Raw genomic sequence first — 14,439 nt, forward strand, 5'->3', positions numbered from 1 at the left:
GTTTTCAATCAGCGCCGACAATTGATAAGGCATTTGCAGCACCTGACGACAGACTGCAGGCTCGTTGTAGAGCGCAGTAACGCCTTCAAGGTGGGTTTCGGCCATGCGCTGAATGAGGATTTGCGGGGCAGGGGCGTGCACGTTGATTCATTCCTTGAACGGTCAGTGGCTGGCCAGTGTAAGGCGCAGGCAAGGTGTGCGGCCAGTCGGCTCAATAAGAGGTTGCGCAGATTTTTCCATAAGTGTACCGTTTTGTTCACTTATGAAGAGGGTCGCATCATGTTAGCCACTTCGCTCGTTCAGCTGTCCCAGGAGCCCATCAAGCCAGGTATTGGTACGCGTATTTTCAACAGCAAGCAGGAGCTGCTGTCGGGTCAATTCGCCGGGGAAATCCGGGAACTGTTGGAGCAGCGAGGTGTGCTGGTGTTTCCGCAGATTGATTTTTCCGATGCAGAGCAGATCGCTTTCACCCGTACGCTGGGCACTTTCTGTCCGGAAGCCAGTGATGGCCAGAACATCACCAAGATCAGCCTTGATGTCAAAGAGAACCCGGCAGGCGCTGAGTTTCTCAAGGGCTCGCTCTACTGGCATATCGACGGTACGAGCAGCGATGTGCCCATTCTGGCGTCGTTGCTGTCTTGCAAGGTGCCCGCCAGTTGGGGAGGCAATACCGGTTTCTGTAATACCTATGCGGCTTACGAGGCGTTATCGAGCGCTGATAAACAACATTACGAACGCTTACGAGTAATTCACGCGCCATGGGCATCGTTACTCTATTACAATCCCGAGCCTGGCCTTGCGATGCTCAAGGCCATGCAGGCTATCGGCGAGAAGGAGTTGCCGCTGGTCTGGAGGCACCGGTCCGGTCGTAAGTCGCTGATTCTGGGATACACTGCGCAGCAGGTCGTTGGCAGCAGCCTGGCGCAAAGCGCGCAGATTCTGGTCGGCCTTCGCGAGTGGGCTACAGCCGAGGCGTTCAGTTATAGCCATGCGTGGCAGGCAGGTGATCTGGTGATATGGGACAACGCCGGCACCATGCACCGTGCGGAAGCTTACGACCCCGCGTGCGGGCGAATGATGCACCGCACCAAGTTGCAGGGCGAAGAGCCTTTCGAGTGATCTGCCGGGCGCGACACACGGGTGACGCCGTGGCTGTTATATCGAGTTGCTCATTGTGAGCTGAATCGTTTTGCCGGATTGGAGAAACGAGAATGTGCAGACCTAAAGAGCCCATCGCGGGCGTATTTCTACTGTTGGTTCTGGCGGCCGGAGGCTGGGTGGCTCAGGAGCCATTTCCTCATTTCGGGATTGATCTGCCTGCCGAGGCGTTATTGGACGGCGAGCGCCCGGTCAAACCTGTGTCGTCTCGACACCGAATGCAATTTGATGAAAGCCAGTTCAGTAGCGCCATGCTTGAACTCGTGCCCATGTACGCGACCGTAGAGTAAACCGTAGGCTGTGTACGAAAAGTCGGCCAGCGTGGCCACTTTTTGTACAGAGCCTGTTTGAAGCGCTCAAGCAGCCCGTTTGCCCAGCAACTTCAGGCGTTTCAGCCAGCCATCTTTCTTGCCGGTCGTCTGGACCTGAACGATTTCCGGCATGTCGCGCAACTTCACCCAGATATCCCCGCGCCATTGCAGCGTACTCAGGGTTGTGCCCTGCCACTGCATTTGGCAGTGAGTGGGGCCGTCGTTGTTGATATCAACGGGGCGGGCGCTCAGTGCGGGCAGCACGTCTTGCGTTAGCCAGCGTCGCAGGGCGCGGTTTTCCGGGATGTAATGGTGAATCAACAGGGCGAATACCGCAGACTCGCTGATCAGCAGGCATTTTTGCCATTCGCCGTGGGTCAACAACCATGCGGTGCGGCGCTGATCGGCGTCGAGCTTGCGGGTGTTGCGCTCGTCCAGACGCTTGCCCATCAGGCGGGCGATGTCCTCCAGCGGGAACCAGGCTTCTGCGTGCATGACAACAGCACGCAACATGCGACGGTGGCGCAGGAAGAGGGTGGGTTCGTGGTTCTCGGTGCAGGGAAGAAGGGGGAATGGGAGATCCATTGATTAAACGCTCCATAGCGAACATAGAGCCCCAATCACGTCGCTAAACGAGAAGGTGGCAGCTGTGCGAAGGTTAGCGAACCGGTCTCTAATCTTTCGCACACCGGCAGACCCGAAGGTCTCCGACGCACAGCCGCCATAACGCGATGTTCATGTTGAGCATGAAACGCGATGTCGAGAATAGAGATTCGGATCGCTAAATCCGGCCGCTGATTTTGCAGCGACGGCGCACCTTAAATCCTCGATACAGCCCGCGCAAGCAACTGAAGTCTTCTCGGAAACTTCACACAGGGCGAAGAGATTTTTCAGTCGAGCGACTTCATCCTTTCCTGCAAAACCAACGCTTCGTTCGCATGAAACGTGTTTTTCACCCGCATCAAGCGGCAGCTACATCAGTCTGTTTCGCTGATGTTGGCGAAGAAAATACAGCCGATCAATCTGGCAAACAGAGTCAGTGTTTCCGCCAGATCGGGGTCGTCAAACAACGTCACGTCGGAGTCGAGCGCACATAGCGCGCCGTACAACTGTCCGTTCGGAAGATGGATCGGCACGCCTGCATAACTCTCGATGGCGTAGCGCTTTACCACCGGCCGGTTCGCGTAGCGGCCGTTTTTGCTGATCTGCGGTACGAACAACGCTTCGGGGTTGACGCAAAACTCACTGCACAGCGTGGTCTCCAGTTTGAACACGTCCCCATCGTCGATGCCCAGGTCAGTCGGGTCGTATACAGAACAGGCGATCCAGTCCGCGTCGGTGAACTTTGCGATACCTGCAAAGCGCATGCCTGTCAGTCGGGTGACCAGCCTTAAAATGTTGGTCGTTGCCTCTATTTCGGCAATCGCAGAACGTTCCTCTGTGGTCAGGCCGTCTCGAGAAGCTATCAACTCCAGACTCATGCAATTCTCCGAAATACTCGATGTGTAGGTACAGCGGCCCATGCTAACCGACTGGCGTGAAAGGCCATACGGGTTATTCGACGAGTCGATGTTTATTTTCGAGCATGAATTTTGACGTCAACTTTTAAAGTTTGAAGCTGCCCCGCCGACAACTGTGGGTTGTATCAATGGCAAGGACAAGCCGCTTATAACCCCCACAATGACCAGACAAGAGCAATTTACGGTGAACGCTATGCTGAACAATATTTCTGTAAGGTCCAAGCTTGTGCTCGGGTTTGCCTTGGTCATTGTGCTGACCGTGTTGATTGCACTCACAGGCTGGACGGGGATCAGTTCGCTGAGCGAACGAAGCGAGAGGATTGCCGATATCGGCAAGCTGAGCACGCTGACCCGTGATGTCCGTATAGCCCGCCTGGCTTATGCGCTTAACTACGATGCCGAGCGCGCCAGCAACTGGCTGAAAGCTATCGATAGTCTCGAAAATCATGTGAAGTATGCGCAGAAAGTTTTCGACTCTCCGCTGAACACCCCGCTGGTAAATGCTTCTGCTGAAGCGATGAAGGATTATCTTGTCCACTACGATAATCTGATGCAGGCCACTGCCGCCCGCGAGGCGACCCGGTCAGTGTTTGGCCAGTACGCTGACGCAGCCGCTGACGATTTGCAAAAACTGAACGCCATTGCCCGATCAGATGACGGCAGCGCCTCGCAGCGTGACGACATTATTCAGGCGATGACGTTGTTTCAGAAAATGCGCTTCGACTTGCGTGGTTACACCTATTCCCTGAAAACCGAGAACCGGGCACCGGCTGAAACGTCGATGAACACGGTTATTAATTTTGTTAAAAATCTGAAAGGCTTCGATAGCCAGTCAGCGACGATCAAGCACCTTGTGGACGCTCTGCTCGGCTATCAGAACACGTTGAATCAGTTCACTGCGGCGCAGGACAAGATCGATCAGGCACAGGCAGGGATCAATAAAACTATCGCCATTCTGTTTGATTCTGCCGACAAGCTGTCAGCCAATCAGGTCAGTCTGAGAATAGAAGACGTGGGCGAGGCCAAGACCCTTCTGTCTGTCTGGCTGATTGCAGCGTTGATCATGAGCGCTTTGGCGGCCTGGGTTATCACTCGTCTTATCGTCGGCCCGTTGCTTGACACACTGAAGCTGGCCGAGCGTGTAGCGGATGGCGATTTGACGAACAACCAGCCGGTCACGCGCAAGGATGAACTGGGCTTGTTGCAAGGCAGCATGCTGCGCATGACCAGCAACCTGCGCGAGCTGATTGGCGGCCTGCGCGATGGTGTGACACAAATCGCCAGCGCAGCCGAACAGTTGTCGGCTGTCACTGAGCAGACCAGTGCCGGGGTGAACAGTCAGAAGAGCGAAACGGATCAGGTTGCCACTGCAATGCACGAAATGTCTGCGACTGTTCAGGAGGTCGCACGCAACGCAGAGCAGGCTTCCCATGCGGCGGTTAATGCTTCGAAGGAAGCCCGCGATGGCGAAGGTGTGGTTTCCAAGGCGGTTGCCCAGATCGAGAAGCTCGCGACTGAAGTCAAACACTCCAAATCTGCAATGGACGAGCTCAAGAGCGAAAGCAACAAGATTGGCGGCGTGCTGGACGTGATCAAGGCCGTTGCCGAGCAGACCAATCTGTTGGCGCTCAATGCTGCCATCGAAGCGGCGCGTGCAGGCGAAGCCGGACGAGGCTTCGCGGTGGTGGCTGACGAAGTAAGAAGCCTGGCCCAGCGCACGCAGACATCGACGGAAGAAATTGCTGCGTTGATCAGTGGCCTGCACAGCCGTACATCGCAAGTGGCTACGATTCTCGACAACAGCCAGGCTCTGACTGAAAACAGTGTCGAGCTGACGCGCAATGCTGGCGTTTCCATCAATAACATGACCCAGGCGATCTCGACCATCGAGACGATGAACCACCAGATTGCCGCTGCTGCCGAAGAGCAGAGTGCGGTTGCCGAAGAGATCAACCGCAGCGTTCTGAACGTGCGCGACATTTCCGAGCAAACGGCGTCCGCCAGTGAAGAGACCGCGGCGTCCAGCGTCGAGCTGGCGCGCCTGGGTGTGCATCTGCAGAGCATGGTCAGCCGATTCAAGGTCTGACCGGCAAACTCCGGTGCGGGCAGCAACGCGCGCACCGGCGTCGGTTCGATGACATTTGGGCGGTAAGTGCTTACCGCCCACAGAGCCCCATCGCGTACTCCACAAAACTTCTCACTTTAGGCAGCCGATAACGATCCTGCACATACAGCAGGTTCATCGGTCGTCTGGGTAAGTGATAGCCCGGCAGCAGCGCAACCAGCCGGCCTTCCTGCAAGTCTCGCTGAACCAGCGCATCCGGTAGCATCACTACACCCATTCCAGCACACGCAGCCTGATAAAGACCGGCAGAGGTGTTGGCAACCATCGAGCCGTCGACATCCACCAGCACTTCACCTTCGGGGCCGGTCATACGCCATTGGGTGCCAGCCGTGCGCCACTCGTCTCCTGCCGGGTAGGAGAACGCCAGGCAATTGTGCGCACCAAGGTCTTCGGGGTGCGCAGGCGCTCCATGGCGAGCCAGATAACTCGGCGCAGCGCAGATGGTCAGGGTGTAGTCCTGCATGGGGCGCGCAATCAGTGGCGAGGATTGCGGGATGTTTCCCAAGCGTATGGCGATATCGAAACCATTGTCGATCATGTCCAGACGCTGGTTGGTCAGCACCAGATCAAGTTTGACCTCGGGAAAGCGTAGCGAGAACCCGGCAAGGGCCGGGGCCAGCACTTCTGAACCGAACGTCAGCGGCGCGGTGATGCGCAACGTGCCGCTGGGATCGCCCTGGGCCTGCTCGGCCAGTTGCTCGGACTCGGCTACAAGCCCCAGCACTTCAAGGCAACGCTCGTAATACGCAGTGCCGAATTCCGTCAAGCGCTGACGGCGAGTGGTGCGCTGCAACAGGCTGGCGCCCAGGCGCTGTTCCAGTGCGCGCAGATGGTTGCCAACCATCGTGGTAGAAATCGAACACGCCTGCGCTGCCGCCGTCAGGCTGCCTGCTTCGACCACCTTTACGTACACACGCATCGTCTGAAACAAATCCATTATCAAGCCCTGCTTTAAAATTATTGGAGTATTTGGCTGTTTATCCATGAGGAGTGGTTAACGATACTGCAAAAACCGAAACATACCCAAGGAGCTTCACGTCATGACCACTGCCTGCCTGATGAACACTTACCAACCTCTGGCCCTGAGCTTCACCCGTGGCCTGGGCACGCGTCTGTGGGACCAGAGCGGGCGCCAATACCTGGATGCTGTGGCGGGCGTGGCGGTGACCAATGTCGGCCATTCGCATCCGCTGCTGGTAGAGGCCATTCGGGATCAGGCGGGGTTGCTGTTGCACACTTCCAATCTTTACAGCATTGACTGGCAGCAGCGTCTGGCGCAGAAACTGACCGGTTTGTCGGGGCTGGATCGGGTGTTTTTCAATAACTCCGGTGCCGAGGCCAACGAGACTGCGCTGAAGCTGGCGCGCCTGCACGGCTGGCACAAGTACATCGAACGGCCTTTGGTGGTGGTCATGGAAAACGCCTTTCACGGCCGCACGCTGGGCACACTGTCGGCCAGCGACGGACCGGCTGTACGCCTGGGCTTCAGCACCTTGCCGGGGGATTACGTCAAAGTACCCTTTGGCGATCTGGCGGCGTTCGACAAGGTCTGCACAACTTACGGGCACCGCATTGTCGCAGTACTGGTGGAGCCGATTCAAGGCGGAGGCGGCGCGCAGGTCGCGCCAACTGGGTATCTCAAGGCGCTGAGGGAGCGCTGCACGCGGCGTGACTGGCTGTTGATGCTCGACGAAATCCAGACCGGCATGGGGCGGACCGGCAAGTGGTTTGCCTTTCAGCACGAGGGCATCGTGCCGGACGTCATGACCCTGGCCAAGGGTTTGGGCAACGGTGTGCCGATAGGTGCCTGTCTGGCAAGGGGCAGGGCGGCGCAATTGTTCACCCCCGGCAGCCACGGCAGCACCTTCGGTGGTAATCCGCTGGCCTGTCGGGTCGGCTGCACGGTGATCGACATCATCGAACAGCAGGCTTTGGTGGAGAACGCTGCCCTGCAAGGCAGCCGCTTTCTGGAGCGGCTGCGCAACGTGCTTGGCGCTCACCCGCAGGTGCTGGAGATTCGTGGCCTCGGGCTGATGATCGGTATCGAATCGCGGCAGGCCGTACCCGAGTTGACCCGGATCGCGGCTGAGGACTACGGCCTGTTGATCAACGTCACGCGCGGTAAGGTCATCCGTCTTCTGCCGCCATTGGTGCTGAACGCTGCCGAGGTGTAACAGATCGTTCAAGGGCTGCTGGCGAGCCTCGACAGCGCCCTTTACAAATCGCTTGAGCGCTCTGCCTGAAGCAAGGTGTTAAGGAAAAGGACTACATCGGGCTGTACCGGGATGACCCATATGCGGTAGAACAGTCCAGCATCGCGTATGTCTGCGCGCGATGGCTACCCAATGGATTTGAAAGGAGCCCACCATGTTAATCCGGTCCCTGACCCTCGCCACCCTGCTTGTCGCTGCCGGTACAGCGCTTGCCGCTGACAGCGATGGCCCTTTGGCCCAGGAGCGCGGCAAGTCGCGCCCGCTGATCATCATCGCACCCAGCCCAGCTGATCCGGCGCTGAGCCACCTGAAGGATGCGCTGAAGGAGTCTGCCAATCATAAAGACTTCACAGAGCGCAATATGGTGCTGTTCACGGTGGTGAACACTATCGGCGAGCGTGACGGCAAGAGCATGGACCCCCAGTCGACCATGGCCTTGATTCGCGAATTGAAGCTGGGCGCGGGTGTCGGTACCAAGGTCATTCTGGTGGGCAAGGACGGCGAGAAAAAGATCGACAAGACTATCGGCAAGTCAGAATCGGTAGACCTTAAGGAGATCTTCGCCACCATCGACCAGATGCCAATGCGCGAGAAAGAGGCATCCGCGCCACCACCAGAACCAGAGGCCAAGCCTGCACCGGCCGAAAAACCCGCCAAACCAGTCAAGGGCGGGGCACCTGGCAAGACGCTGGATGACTGAGTGACCGGCGCAGCGTGCGGTAATCGCGCGCTGCGCCTGGCGTGCCGTTCGGCTCACTCGCCGCGAATGTACTGCTCAAGCTGCTGAATGAGACTGGCCTGTTCGGCAATGGCTTCCTTCACCAGGTCGCCGATCGACAGCAGGCCCAGCAGCTGGCCGTCTTCCACGACCGGCAGATGGCGCAGATGGCTGTCGGTCATGATCCCCATGCACGCTTCGACGCTCTGTTGCGAGTCGACGGTAATGACTTTGTTGCTCATGATTTCTCTGACCGGCGTGCCCACCGAGGAGCGCCCCTTGAGGATCACCTTGCGTGCATAGTCGCGCTCACTGACGACACCGACCACCACGTTGCCCTCGACCACCGGCAGCGCACCGATGTTCTTTTCCGCCATCAGCCTGAGCGCATCGAGCACCATCTGGTCCGGGCCGATGGTATGCACTTGCTGGTTTTGCAGGTCTTTCAATTTCAGTAGTTGGGCGACGGTTTTCATGGTGCTCTCCGTGATCGGGACCTGTAAGACTGTAGTGCATTTTCAGGCGCACTACAGAATCGTGCAGCGCGCAGAATCGAGCAACAAATAAATAGGGATAAAGGGCATAGACGCAATTAATTGACAGCGCCTGAAAATGGCCTGAATTCGACTGTCTACCGCGCGCTTGACCTCACAGCCAAGTAGAATCAACGGTTTCGCCATGCGGTCGAGGTAGCAGCGTTGGATTTACAGCAGGGCTTCATCCTGAGTCGGCACTGGCAAGATACGCCCGCCGGGACCGAGGTCGACTTCTGGTTGGCCACCGATCAGGGGCCTCGCCATATTCGCCTGCCTTGCCAGCCCTCCGTCGCCTTTATTCCTGCCGAGCAGGGCGAGCGTGCGCGGTCGCTGTTGCGTACCGAGCGCGGGGTGGAATTGCGTCCGCTGGAACTTTGCGATTTTCGTCATCGACCTGTGCTCGGTGTGTATTGCCAGCAGCACCGCCAGTTGATGAACATCGAAAAACTGCTGCGTAGAGGCAATGTCGATGTTTACGAGGCAGACATTCGCCCGCCTGAGCGCTATCTGATGGAGCGCTTCATCACCGCGCCAGTGCAATTCAGCGGTACGCCGGATGCCGAGGGCGTGCTTTGCGACGCGCAAATCAGGCCGGCACCCGATTACCGTCCCAGCCTGAAGCTGGCGTCGCTCGATATCGAAACCACGGCACGTGGCGAGCTGTATTCGATCGCGCTGGAGGGCTGTGGTCAGCGCCAGGTGTACATGTTGGGGCCACCCAATGGCGGCGACGAGGAGCTGAATTTTCAGCTCGATTATTGCGATACCCGCGCGCAGTTGCTGGAGTGCCTGAATGGCTGGCTGGCGTTGCACGACCCTGACGCAATCATCGGCTGGAACGTCGTGCAGTTCGACCTGCGGGTTCTGCATGAACATGCCCAGCGCCTGCAAGTGCCATTGCGGCTCGGGCGTGGCGGTGAAGCAATGGGCTGGCGGGAGCATGGCAGCCGTAACAATCATTTTTTTGCCGAGGTGAGCGGGCGGCTGATCATCGACGGGATCGAGGCCTTGCGTTCCGCGACCTGGAGCTTTCCGTCGTTCAGTCTCGAGAATGTCGCGCAGACCCTGCTGGGCGAGGGCAAGGCCATTGATACGCCTTACCAGCGCATGGACGAAATCAACCGCATGTTCGCCGAGGACAAGCCTGCGCTGGCGCGTTACAACATCAAGGATTGCGAGCTGGTGACGCGCATCTTCGCCAAGACTCAGTTGCTGACCTTTCTGCTCGAACGCGCCACCGTAACGGGCCTGCCCGCTGACCGCAGCGGCGGTTCGGTGGCCGCGTTCTGCCATCTGTACATTCCGCTGATGCACCGCCAGGGCTTCGTCGCGCCTAATCTGGGCGAACGCATGCCGGAGGCAAGCCCCGGTGGTTTTGTGATGGATTCCCAGCCGGGGCTCTATGAGTCGGTGCTGGTGCTGGACTACAAGAGCCTTTATCCGTCGATCATTCTAACCTTTCTCATCGACCCGGTGGGGTTGATCGAAGGCATGCGTCATCCCGAGGACAGCGCGTCGGTGCCAGGCTTTCGCGGCGCGCGCTTTTCTCGCACCCGCCATAGCCTGCCAGCGATCGTGGAACGTGTGTGGCAAGGTCGGGAGACCGCCAAGCGCGAGCACAATGCGCCGTTGTCCCAGGCCCTGAAAATCATCATGAATGCCTTCTACGGCGTGCTGGGGTCAAGTGGCTGCCGGTTCTTCGATCCGCGGCTGGCCTCATCGATCACCTTGCGCGGGCATGAAATCATGCTCAAGACCCGCGACCTCATCCAGGCACAGGGCTATACCGTAATCTACGGCGATACCGACTCGACGTTTGTCTGGCTGGGCCGTCCTCACGGGCAGGAAGAAGCGGCAAGCATCGGCAAGACGCTGGTGCAACAGGTCAACCAGTGGTGGCGCGAGCACCTGCACAATGAATATGGCTTGCATAGCGCGCTGGAGCTGCAATACGAAACGCATTTTCGCCGCTTCCTGATGCCAACCGTGCGCGGCGCGGAGGAGGGCAGCAAGAAACGCTACGCCGGACTGGTCACTCGCGCTGACGGTTCCGAGGAGATGGTCTACAAGGGCCTGGAAACCGTGCGCACCGACTGGTCGCCGCTGGCTCAGCAGTTTCAGCAGGAGCTATACCTGCGCATCTTCAAGCGCCAGCCGTATCAGAATTATGTGCGTGACTACGTGCAGCGCACCTTGTCAGGCGAACTGGATGACCTGTTGATCTACCGCAAGCGCCTGCGCCGCAAGCTCGATGATTATCAGCGCAACGTGCCGCCACACGTGCGCGCCGCGCGGCTCGCCGATGAATACAACGATCAGCAGGGGCGTCCGCGTCAATATCAGAGCGGCGGCTGGATCAGCTACGTGATGACCACTGCCGGACCGGAACCTCTGGAGATTCGTCACGCGCCGATTGACTACGACCATTACGTGACTCGCCAGTTACAACCACTGGCTGATGCGATCCTGCCGTTTGTCGACGATGATTTCAGCACGCTGATCGGCGGGCAATTAGGGTTGTTCTAACGCGCACCGAGCTGCTCGGCGATCCACGGCAGCACCTGCTCGCATGAGGCGTCGATCTTCATTTCAAGCAATTCGTCTGCGCGGGTCTTGCCGTGGTTGATGGCGAAGACCGGTTTGCCCTGTTCGACCATTGCCTTGCACAGGCGGAACGCCGACCAGGCCATCAACGAAGTGCCGACCACCAGCAAGCCTTCCGCCTGCTCGACACTCGTCGTTGCCTTGGCAGCGGTCTGCGGCGCGACGTTTTCACCAAAGAACACAACGTCCGGCTTGAGTCTGTCGCCGTCGCAATGCGGGCAGCGGGGCACACTGAAACCGGCCTCGAAAGCCGGGTCCAGCAGGGTGTCGCCATCGGGTGCCTGTTTGGCATCAACGCCGAGCAGATAGGGGGTTTGCTCGAGCATCTGCTCTTGAATATCCGCCCGCTCGCTGCGTTGCTGACAATCCAGGCACAGCACGCGGTGCAGGCAGCCGTGCAGTTCGATGACGTCCTGGCTTCCGGCCTGACTGTGCAGTGCATCAACGTTCTGGGTGATCAGTCCGCTGATGGCATTTTCAACCTGCAATGCAGCCAGTGCCCGATGCGCGGCATTGGCCTGCGCCGCGCGAATACGCGGCCAGCCCAGCATCGCCCGCGCCCAGTAACGTTGGCGCGCAGCGGGGTTGCCGACAAACTCCTGATACATCATCGGCTGTTTGCCACGCCGGACGCCGTCCTTGTCGCGGTAGTCCGGAATGCCGGACGCGGTGCTGATACCTGCGCCGGTGACGACCAGAAAGGACTTGCCGGTCATTGTCTCGCAAAGTGTTTCGAGCTGACTGTAGGTCGTAGTGTCCAGCATCTTCAAACCTCGAATGACTCATGTTGTCCGGACCTGTGTCTGCCAGATTAGCAGGCGAGTGCGAGCTGTGAGCGGCCAAGGCGAGCGTTGGTTCAATAGACCGTTGTCTACCCGGTGGCGTGCGTGGCAACCTTGGTTCTCTAACACCTTGCCCAGGAAGCTCAGATGCGCTCGTTTCATTTCAAACAACTGGATGTGTTCAGCGATCAGCCTTTGCTCGGTAATCCGCTGGCGGTGGTGCTGGGCGCGGACGGGCTGAGTGATGAACAGATGGCCGCCTTTGCACGCTGGACCAACCTGAGTGAAACCACGTTTCTGCTCAAACCGACAGACCCGCGTGCCGACTATCGTGTGCGTATCTTCACCACACTTGAAGAGCTGCCCTTCGCTGGGCATCCCACCTTGGGCAGCTGTCACGCCTGGCTCGAAAGCGGTGGCGCGGCGCAGGGTGAGGAAATTATCCAGGAGTGCGGAATCGGTCTGGTGCGCATTCGTCGCGAGGGCAGCGGGCTGGCATTCACTGCGCCGCCTTTGTTGCGTTCGGGCGAGGTAGACCCTGAATTGATTGAGCAGATCCGCATCGGTATGAAGCTGGGTGCGGGTGAGATTCTGGATGCGCGCTGGGTGGATAACGGCCCGGGTTGGGTCGCCTTCAGGCTGGCAGATCGCGCCAGTGTTCTGAGCTTGCAGCCGGATTACACACTATTGAGCGGCCTGATACTCGGCGTCGTTGCGCCATGGGACCCGGCAGTCGATGGGGATGAGGCGCAATTTGAAGTGCGTGCCTTTATCCCGGGCGACGGTATGGCGGAAGACCCGGTGACCGGCAGCCTCAATGCCGGAATCGCTCGCTGGTTTCTGGAAGAGGGGCTGGCACCGGACAATTACATCGTCAGCCAAGGCACCGTGCTCGGCCGCAAGGGGCGAGTCTCCATTCAGCGTGTAGGTGAGGATATCTGGGTGGGCGGCTCGACGGTTACCTGCATTGAAGGGCGCGTTTCGCTTTAGGCGCTTGTCGTCATAGACAACACCTAGAGCACGGAATACCGGGTAACAAGAGCCCGAGAGCGAAAGACTCAATCCCTGTGCGCAATCTTTTTGCCACGTCTGGCGGCGATATCGCTGGCCTGGCCGTCGCGTTGTTTGCCAGTCCGGGCCTGGGTGATGAGCGCTGGAATCAAAGGGCCTTCGGGCAGATTCTTCCAGAAGCGCGAAGGGAAGTGGCCCTCCATGACTTTGGGGTTCAGGCGTGCAGGATTGAAGATGTGGCTGTAATAGGTGAGCCACAACTCGCCATGCGGGTCTTCGACCTGCCGAGCCATGGTCTGCCACGTTTCAGGGCAGCGGCGCTCGTGGATCAACTGTTTGCCGTCGTAATACACGCCGTCCTGAGGGGTAGCGATCATCCAGCGGTGCTGGCCCATGCGGCCGATGAAATGCTCACTGGCACTGAGCAGAATATCGTGCGCCGGTTCATGCCAGGCCACGTACTGCGGGCGCATGATGGCCGCGTCATCAGCGACAGGCGGCAAGGCGACAAAACGTAGAAACGCGTGCAGATGATGCGCCTCACGTCTGACCGACTTGAGACGACGGTGCAGCTCGCTGCCGAGTTTGTCGCCGGCCATCATGGCCGTGCGATCACCGTGGGTGACGCGCCACAGCACTTCGTACAACAGGCTCCAGCGCTGATCGCCCCGGTAGCGCGAGGCGCTTTCCAGCAGTTGCACCAATTCCAGCGGAACCCGGGCCTGAAAGGGGCCCTGTTCCTGCGGGTATTCTTCTTCGCTGCCAAACAGGTCGGCGGCGTCCGGTGACTTCCAGCTGACCTGGCTGGGGTCGATCTCATGGCTCAGCAGCCAGCGTGCCTGTTGCCGCCAGGTGCCGAACAGGTCGTCGCAGTCCAGACAGATCATCCCCACAGCCCCATTTGCTGAGGCTGCGGCCGGTCACGCAACTGGTGATGCAGAAATTCGCTGGTGTTTTCCGCATGCGGCGGGTGGTAATCGCTGGTAATGATAAACGGCTTGGCCTTGGCCAGTATGCAGCGCATGCGGGTGAGGTCTTCGTAGCGGATACGCCGCTGCCTGCGCAGCTCGACCAGCCGCTGGGTGGTACGAATGCCGATGCCTGGCACCCGGGCAATCAGCGCCGCGTCGGCCTTGTTCAGGTCCAGCGGAAACACCTGCCGGTTGCCCAGCGCCCAGGCCAGCTTGGGGTCAATGTCCAGCGCCAGGTCACCGGGGCCGCTGAGCAATTCACCTGCAGTAAAACCGTAGCCGCGCAAAAGGAAGTCGGCCTGATACAGCCGGTGCTCGCGCATCAGCGGCGGTGCAGCCAGTGGCACACTGTTGGGGCTGTTGGGGATCGGGCTGAACGCTGAATAGTAGACCCGGCGCAGTTTGAAGTTGCTGTACAGCGACTGCGCGCTGTGCAGGATGGTGCTGTCGTCGGTAGCGTCGGCACCGACGATCATTTGCGTGCTTTGCC

11 protein-coding genes and 5 pseudogenes are annotated in these 14,439 nt (G+C 58.9%); 8 read left to right on the forward strand and 8 right to left on the reverse strand.

From position 1 onward, the window contains the following. A pseudogene (locus tag ALO64_RS26875) lies at positions 1-105 on the reverse strand (hypothetical protein); the annotation flags it as partial. Positions 106-279: 174 nt separating this feature from the next. Between ALO64_RS26875 and ALO64_RS16420 the strand changes: the two are divergent. Next, entirely contained in the window at positions 280-1,119 is an 840-nt protein-coding gene (locus tag ALO64_RS16420) for a TauD/TfdA dioxygenase family protein (RefSeq protein WP_044344392.1), read from the forward strand. Positions 1,120-1,211: 92 nt separating this feature from the next. Next, positions 1,212-1,448 carry a hypothetical protein gene (locus tag ALO64_RS16425; protein ID WP_044344380.1) on the forward strand — a complete coding sequence of 79 codons (237 nt, stop codon included), beginning with the start codon at positions 1,212-1,214 and terminating at the stop codon, positions 1,446-1,448. 66 nt (positions 1,449-1,514) lie between these two features. On the opposite strand, the gene ALO64_RS16430 is transcribed toward ALO64_RS16425, so the two are convergent. Further along, positions 1,515-2,054, reverse strand: coding sequence for a BRO-N domain-containing protein (locus ALO64_RS16430; protein WP_002553539.1), 540 nt, complete (start codon positions 2,052-2,054; stop codon positions 1,515-1,517). 392 nt (positions 2,055-2,446) lie between these two features. Beyond that, complete coding sequence (locus ALO64_RS16435; protein ID WP_044321581.1) at positions 2,447-2,950, reverse strand: GAF domain-containing protein; 504 nt, start codon at positions 2,948-2,950, stop codon at positions 2,447-2,449. Between the two features lie 232 nt (positions 2,951-3,182). On the opposite strand from ALO64_RS16435, the pseudogene ALO64_RS26880 reads away from it, so the two are divergent. Together ALO64_RS26880 and ALO64_RS26885 are read left to right on the forward strand one after the other, a co-directional pair. Further along, positions 3,183-4,220, forward strand: a pseudogene (locus ALO64_RS26880) (methyl-accepting chemotaxis protein); the annotation flags it as partial. 255 nt (positions 4,221-4,475) lie between these two features. Then, positions 4,476-5,075 (forward strand): annotated as a pseudogene (locus ALO64_RS26885) (methyl-accepting chemotaxis protein); the annotation flags it as partial. A 70-nt stretch (positions 5,076-5,145) separates the two neighbouring features. On the opposite strand, the gene ALO64_RS16445 reads toward ALO64_RS26885, so the two are convergent. Continuing rightward, positions 5,146-6,051, reverse strand: coding sequence for a LysR substrate-binding domain-containing protein (locus ALO64_RS16445; protein ID WP_044344382.1), 906 nt, complete (start codon positions 6,049-6,051; stop codon positions 5,146-5,148). A gap of 103 nt (positions 6,052-6,154) precedes the next feature. Here ALO64_RS16445 and ALO64_RS16450 point away from each other — a divergent pair. Together ALO64_RS16450 and ALO64_RS16455 are read left to right on the forward strand one after the other, a co-directional pair. Next, positions 6,155-7,357, forward strand: a pseudogene (locus tag ALO64_RS16450) (acetylornithine/succinylornithine family transaminase). A 124-nt stretch (positions 7,358-7,481) separates the two neighbouring features. Continuing rightward, entirely contained in the window at positions 7,482-8,027 is a 546-nt protein-coding gene (locus ALO64_RS16455; protein ID WP_005733079.1) for a DUF4174 domain-containing protein, read from the forward strand. Between the two features lie 53 nt (positions 8,028-8,080). On the opposite strand, the gene ALO64_RS16460 is transcribed toward ALO64_RS16455, so the two are convergent. Continuing rightward, on the reverse strand, positions 8,081-8,521 hold the full coding sequence (locus tag ALO64_RS16460; RefSeq protein ID WP_002553546.1) for a CBS domain-containing protein: 441 nt from the start codon (positions 8,519-8,521) through the stop codon (positions 8,081-8,083). A gap of 222 nt (positions 8,522-8,743) precedes the next feature. Between ALO64_RS16460 and ALO64_RS16465 the strand changes: the two genes are divergently transcribed. Beyond that, positions 8,744-11,107: a DNA polymerase II gene (locus ALO64_RS16465; RefSeq protein ID WP_044344383.1), complete on the forward strand. Its 2,364-nt coding sequence runs from the start codon at positions 8,744-8,746 to the stop codon at positions 11,105-11,107. On the opposite strand, the gene ALO64_RS16470 is transcribed toward ALO64_RS16465, so the two are convergent. After that, positions 11,104-11,949 (reverse strand): NAD-dependent protein deacetylase, encoded by an 846-nt coding sequence (locus ALO64_RS16470; protein WP_044344384.1) that lies wholly within the window; start codon positions 11,947-11,949, stop codon positions 11,104-11,106. The two genes, ALO64_RS16465 and ALO64_RS16470, sit on opposite strands and share 4 nt — an antisense overlap. Before the next feature lie 165 nt (positions 11,950-12,114). On the opposite strand from ALO64_RS16470, the gene ALO64_RS16475 reads away from it, so the two are divergent. Further along, complete coding sequence (locus ALO64_RS16475; protein ID WP_044317893.1) at positions 12,115-12,957, forward strand: PhzF family phenazine biosynthesis protein; 843 nt, start codon at positions 12,115-12,117, stop codon at positions 12,955-12,957. A gap of 68 nt (positions 12,958-13,025) precedes the next feature. On the opposite strand, the gene ALO64_RS16480 is transcribed toward ALO64_RS16475, so the two are convergent. Next, positions 13,026-13,865, reverse strand: coding sequence for a TIGR03915 family putative DNA repair protein (locus ALO64_RS16480; RefSeq protein ID WP_044344385.1), 840 nt, complete (start codon positions 13,863-13,865; stop codon positions 13,026-13,028). Then, positions 13,862-14,439, reverse strand: a pseudogene (locus ALO64_RS26390) (putative DNA modification/repair radical SAM protein); the annotation flags it as partial. The gene ALO64_RS16480 and the pseudogene ALO64_RS26390, both read right to left, overlap by 4 nt.

It is taken from the genome of Pseudomonas meliae (assembly GCF_001400515.1).
GTDB lineage: Bacteria > Pseudomonadota > Gammaproteobacteria > Pseudomonadales > Pseudomonadaceae > Aquipseudomonas > Aquipseudomonas amygdali.

Bases quoted from the DNA above. Each gene is read 5' to 3' on its own strand.
- ALO64_RS16460 (WP_002553546.1), bottom strand. From the start codon at position 8,521: ATGAAAACCGTCGCCCAACTACTGAAATTGAAAGACCTGCAAAACCAG.
- ALO64_RS16435 (WP_044321581.1), bottom strand. From the start codon at position 2,950: ATGAGTCTGGAGTTGATAGCTTCTCGAGACGGCCTGACCACAGAGGAA.
- ALO64_RS16480 (WP_044344385.1), bottom strand. From the start codon at position 13,865: ATGATCTGTCTGGACTGCGACGACCTGTTCGGCACCTGGCGGCAACAG.
- ALO64_RS16420 (WP_044344392.1), top strand. From the start codon at position 280: ATGTTAGCCACTTCGCTCGTTCAGCTGTCCCAGGAGCCCATCAAGCCA.
- ALO64_RS16455 (WP_005733079.1), top strand. From the start codon at position 7,482: ATGTTAATCCGGTCCCTGACCCTCGCCACCCTGCTTGTCGCTGCCGGT.
- ALO64_RS16425 (WP_044344380.1), top strand. From the start codon at position 1,212: ATGTGCAGACCTAAAGAGCCCATCGCGGGCGTATTTCTACTGTTGGTT.
- ALO64_RS16445 (WP_044344382.1), bottom strand. From the start codon at position 6,051: ATGGATTTGTTTCAGACGATGCGTGTGTACGTAAAGGTGGTCGAAGCA.
- ALO64_RS16470 (WP_044344384.1), bottom strand. From the start codon at position 11,949: ATGCTGGACACTACGACCTACAGTCAGCTCGAAACACTTTGCGAGACA.
- ALO64_RS16475 (WP_044317893.1), top strand. From the start codon at position 12,115: ATGCGCTCGTTTCATTTCAAACAACTGGATGTGTTCAGCGATCAGCCT.
- ALO64_RS16430 (WP_002553539.1), bottom strand. From the start codon at position 2,054: ATGGATCTCCCATTCCCCCTTCTTCCCTGCACCGAGAACCACGAACCC.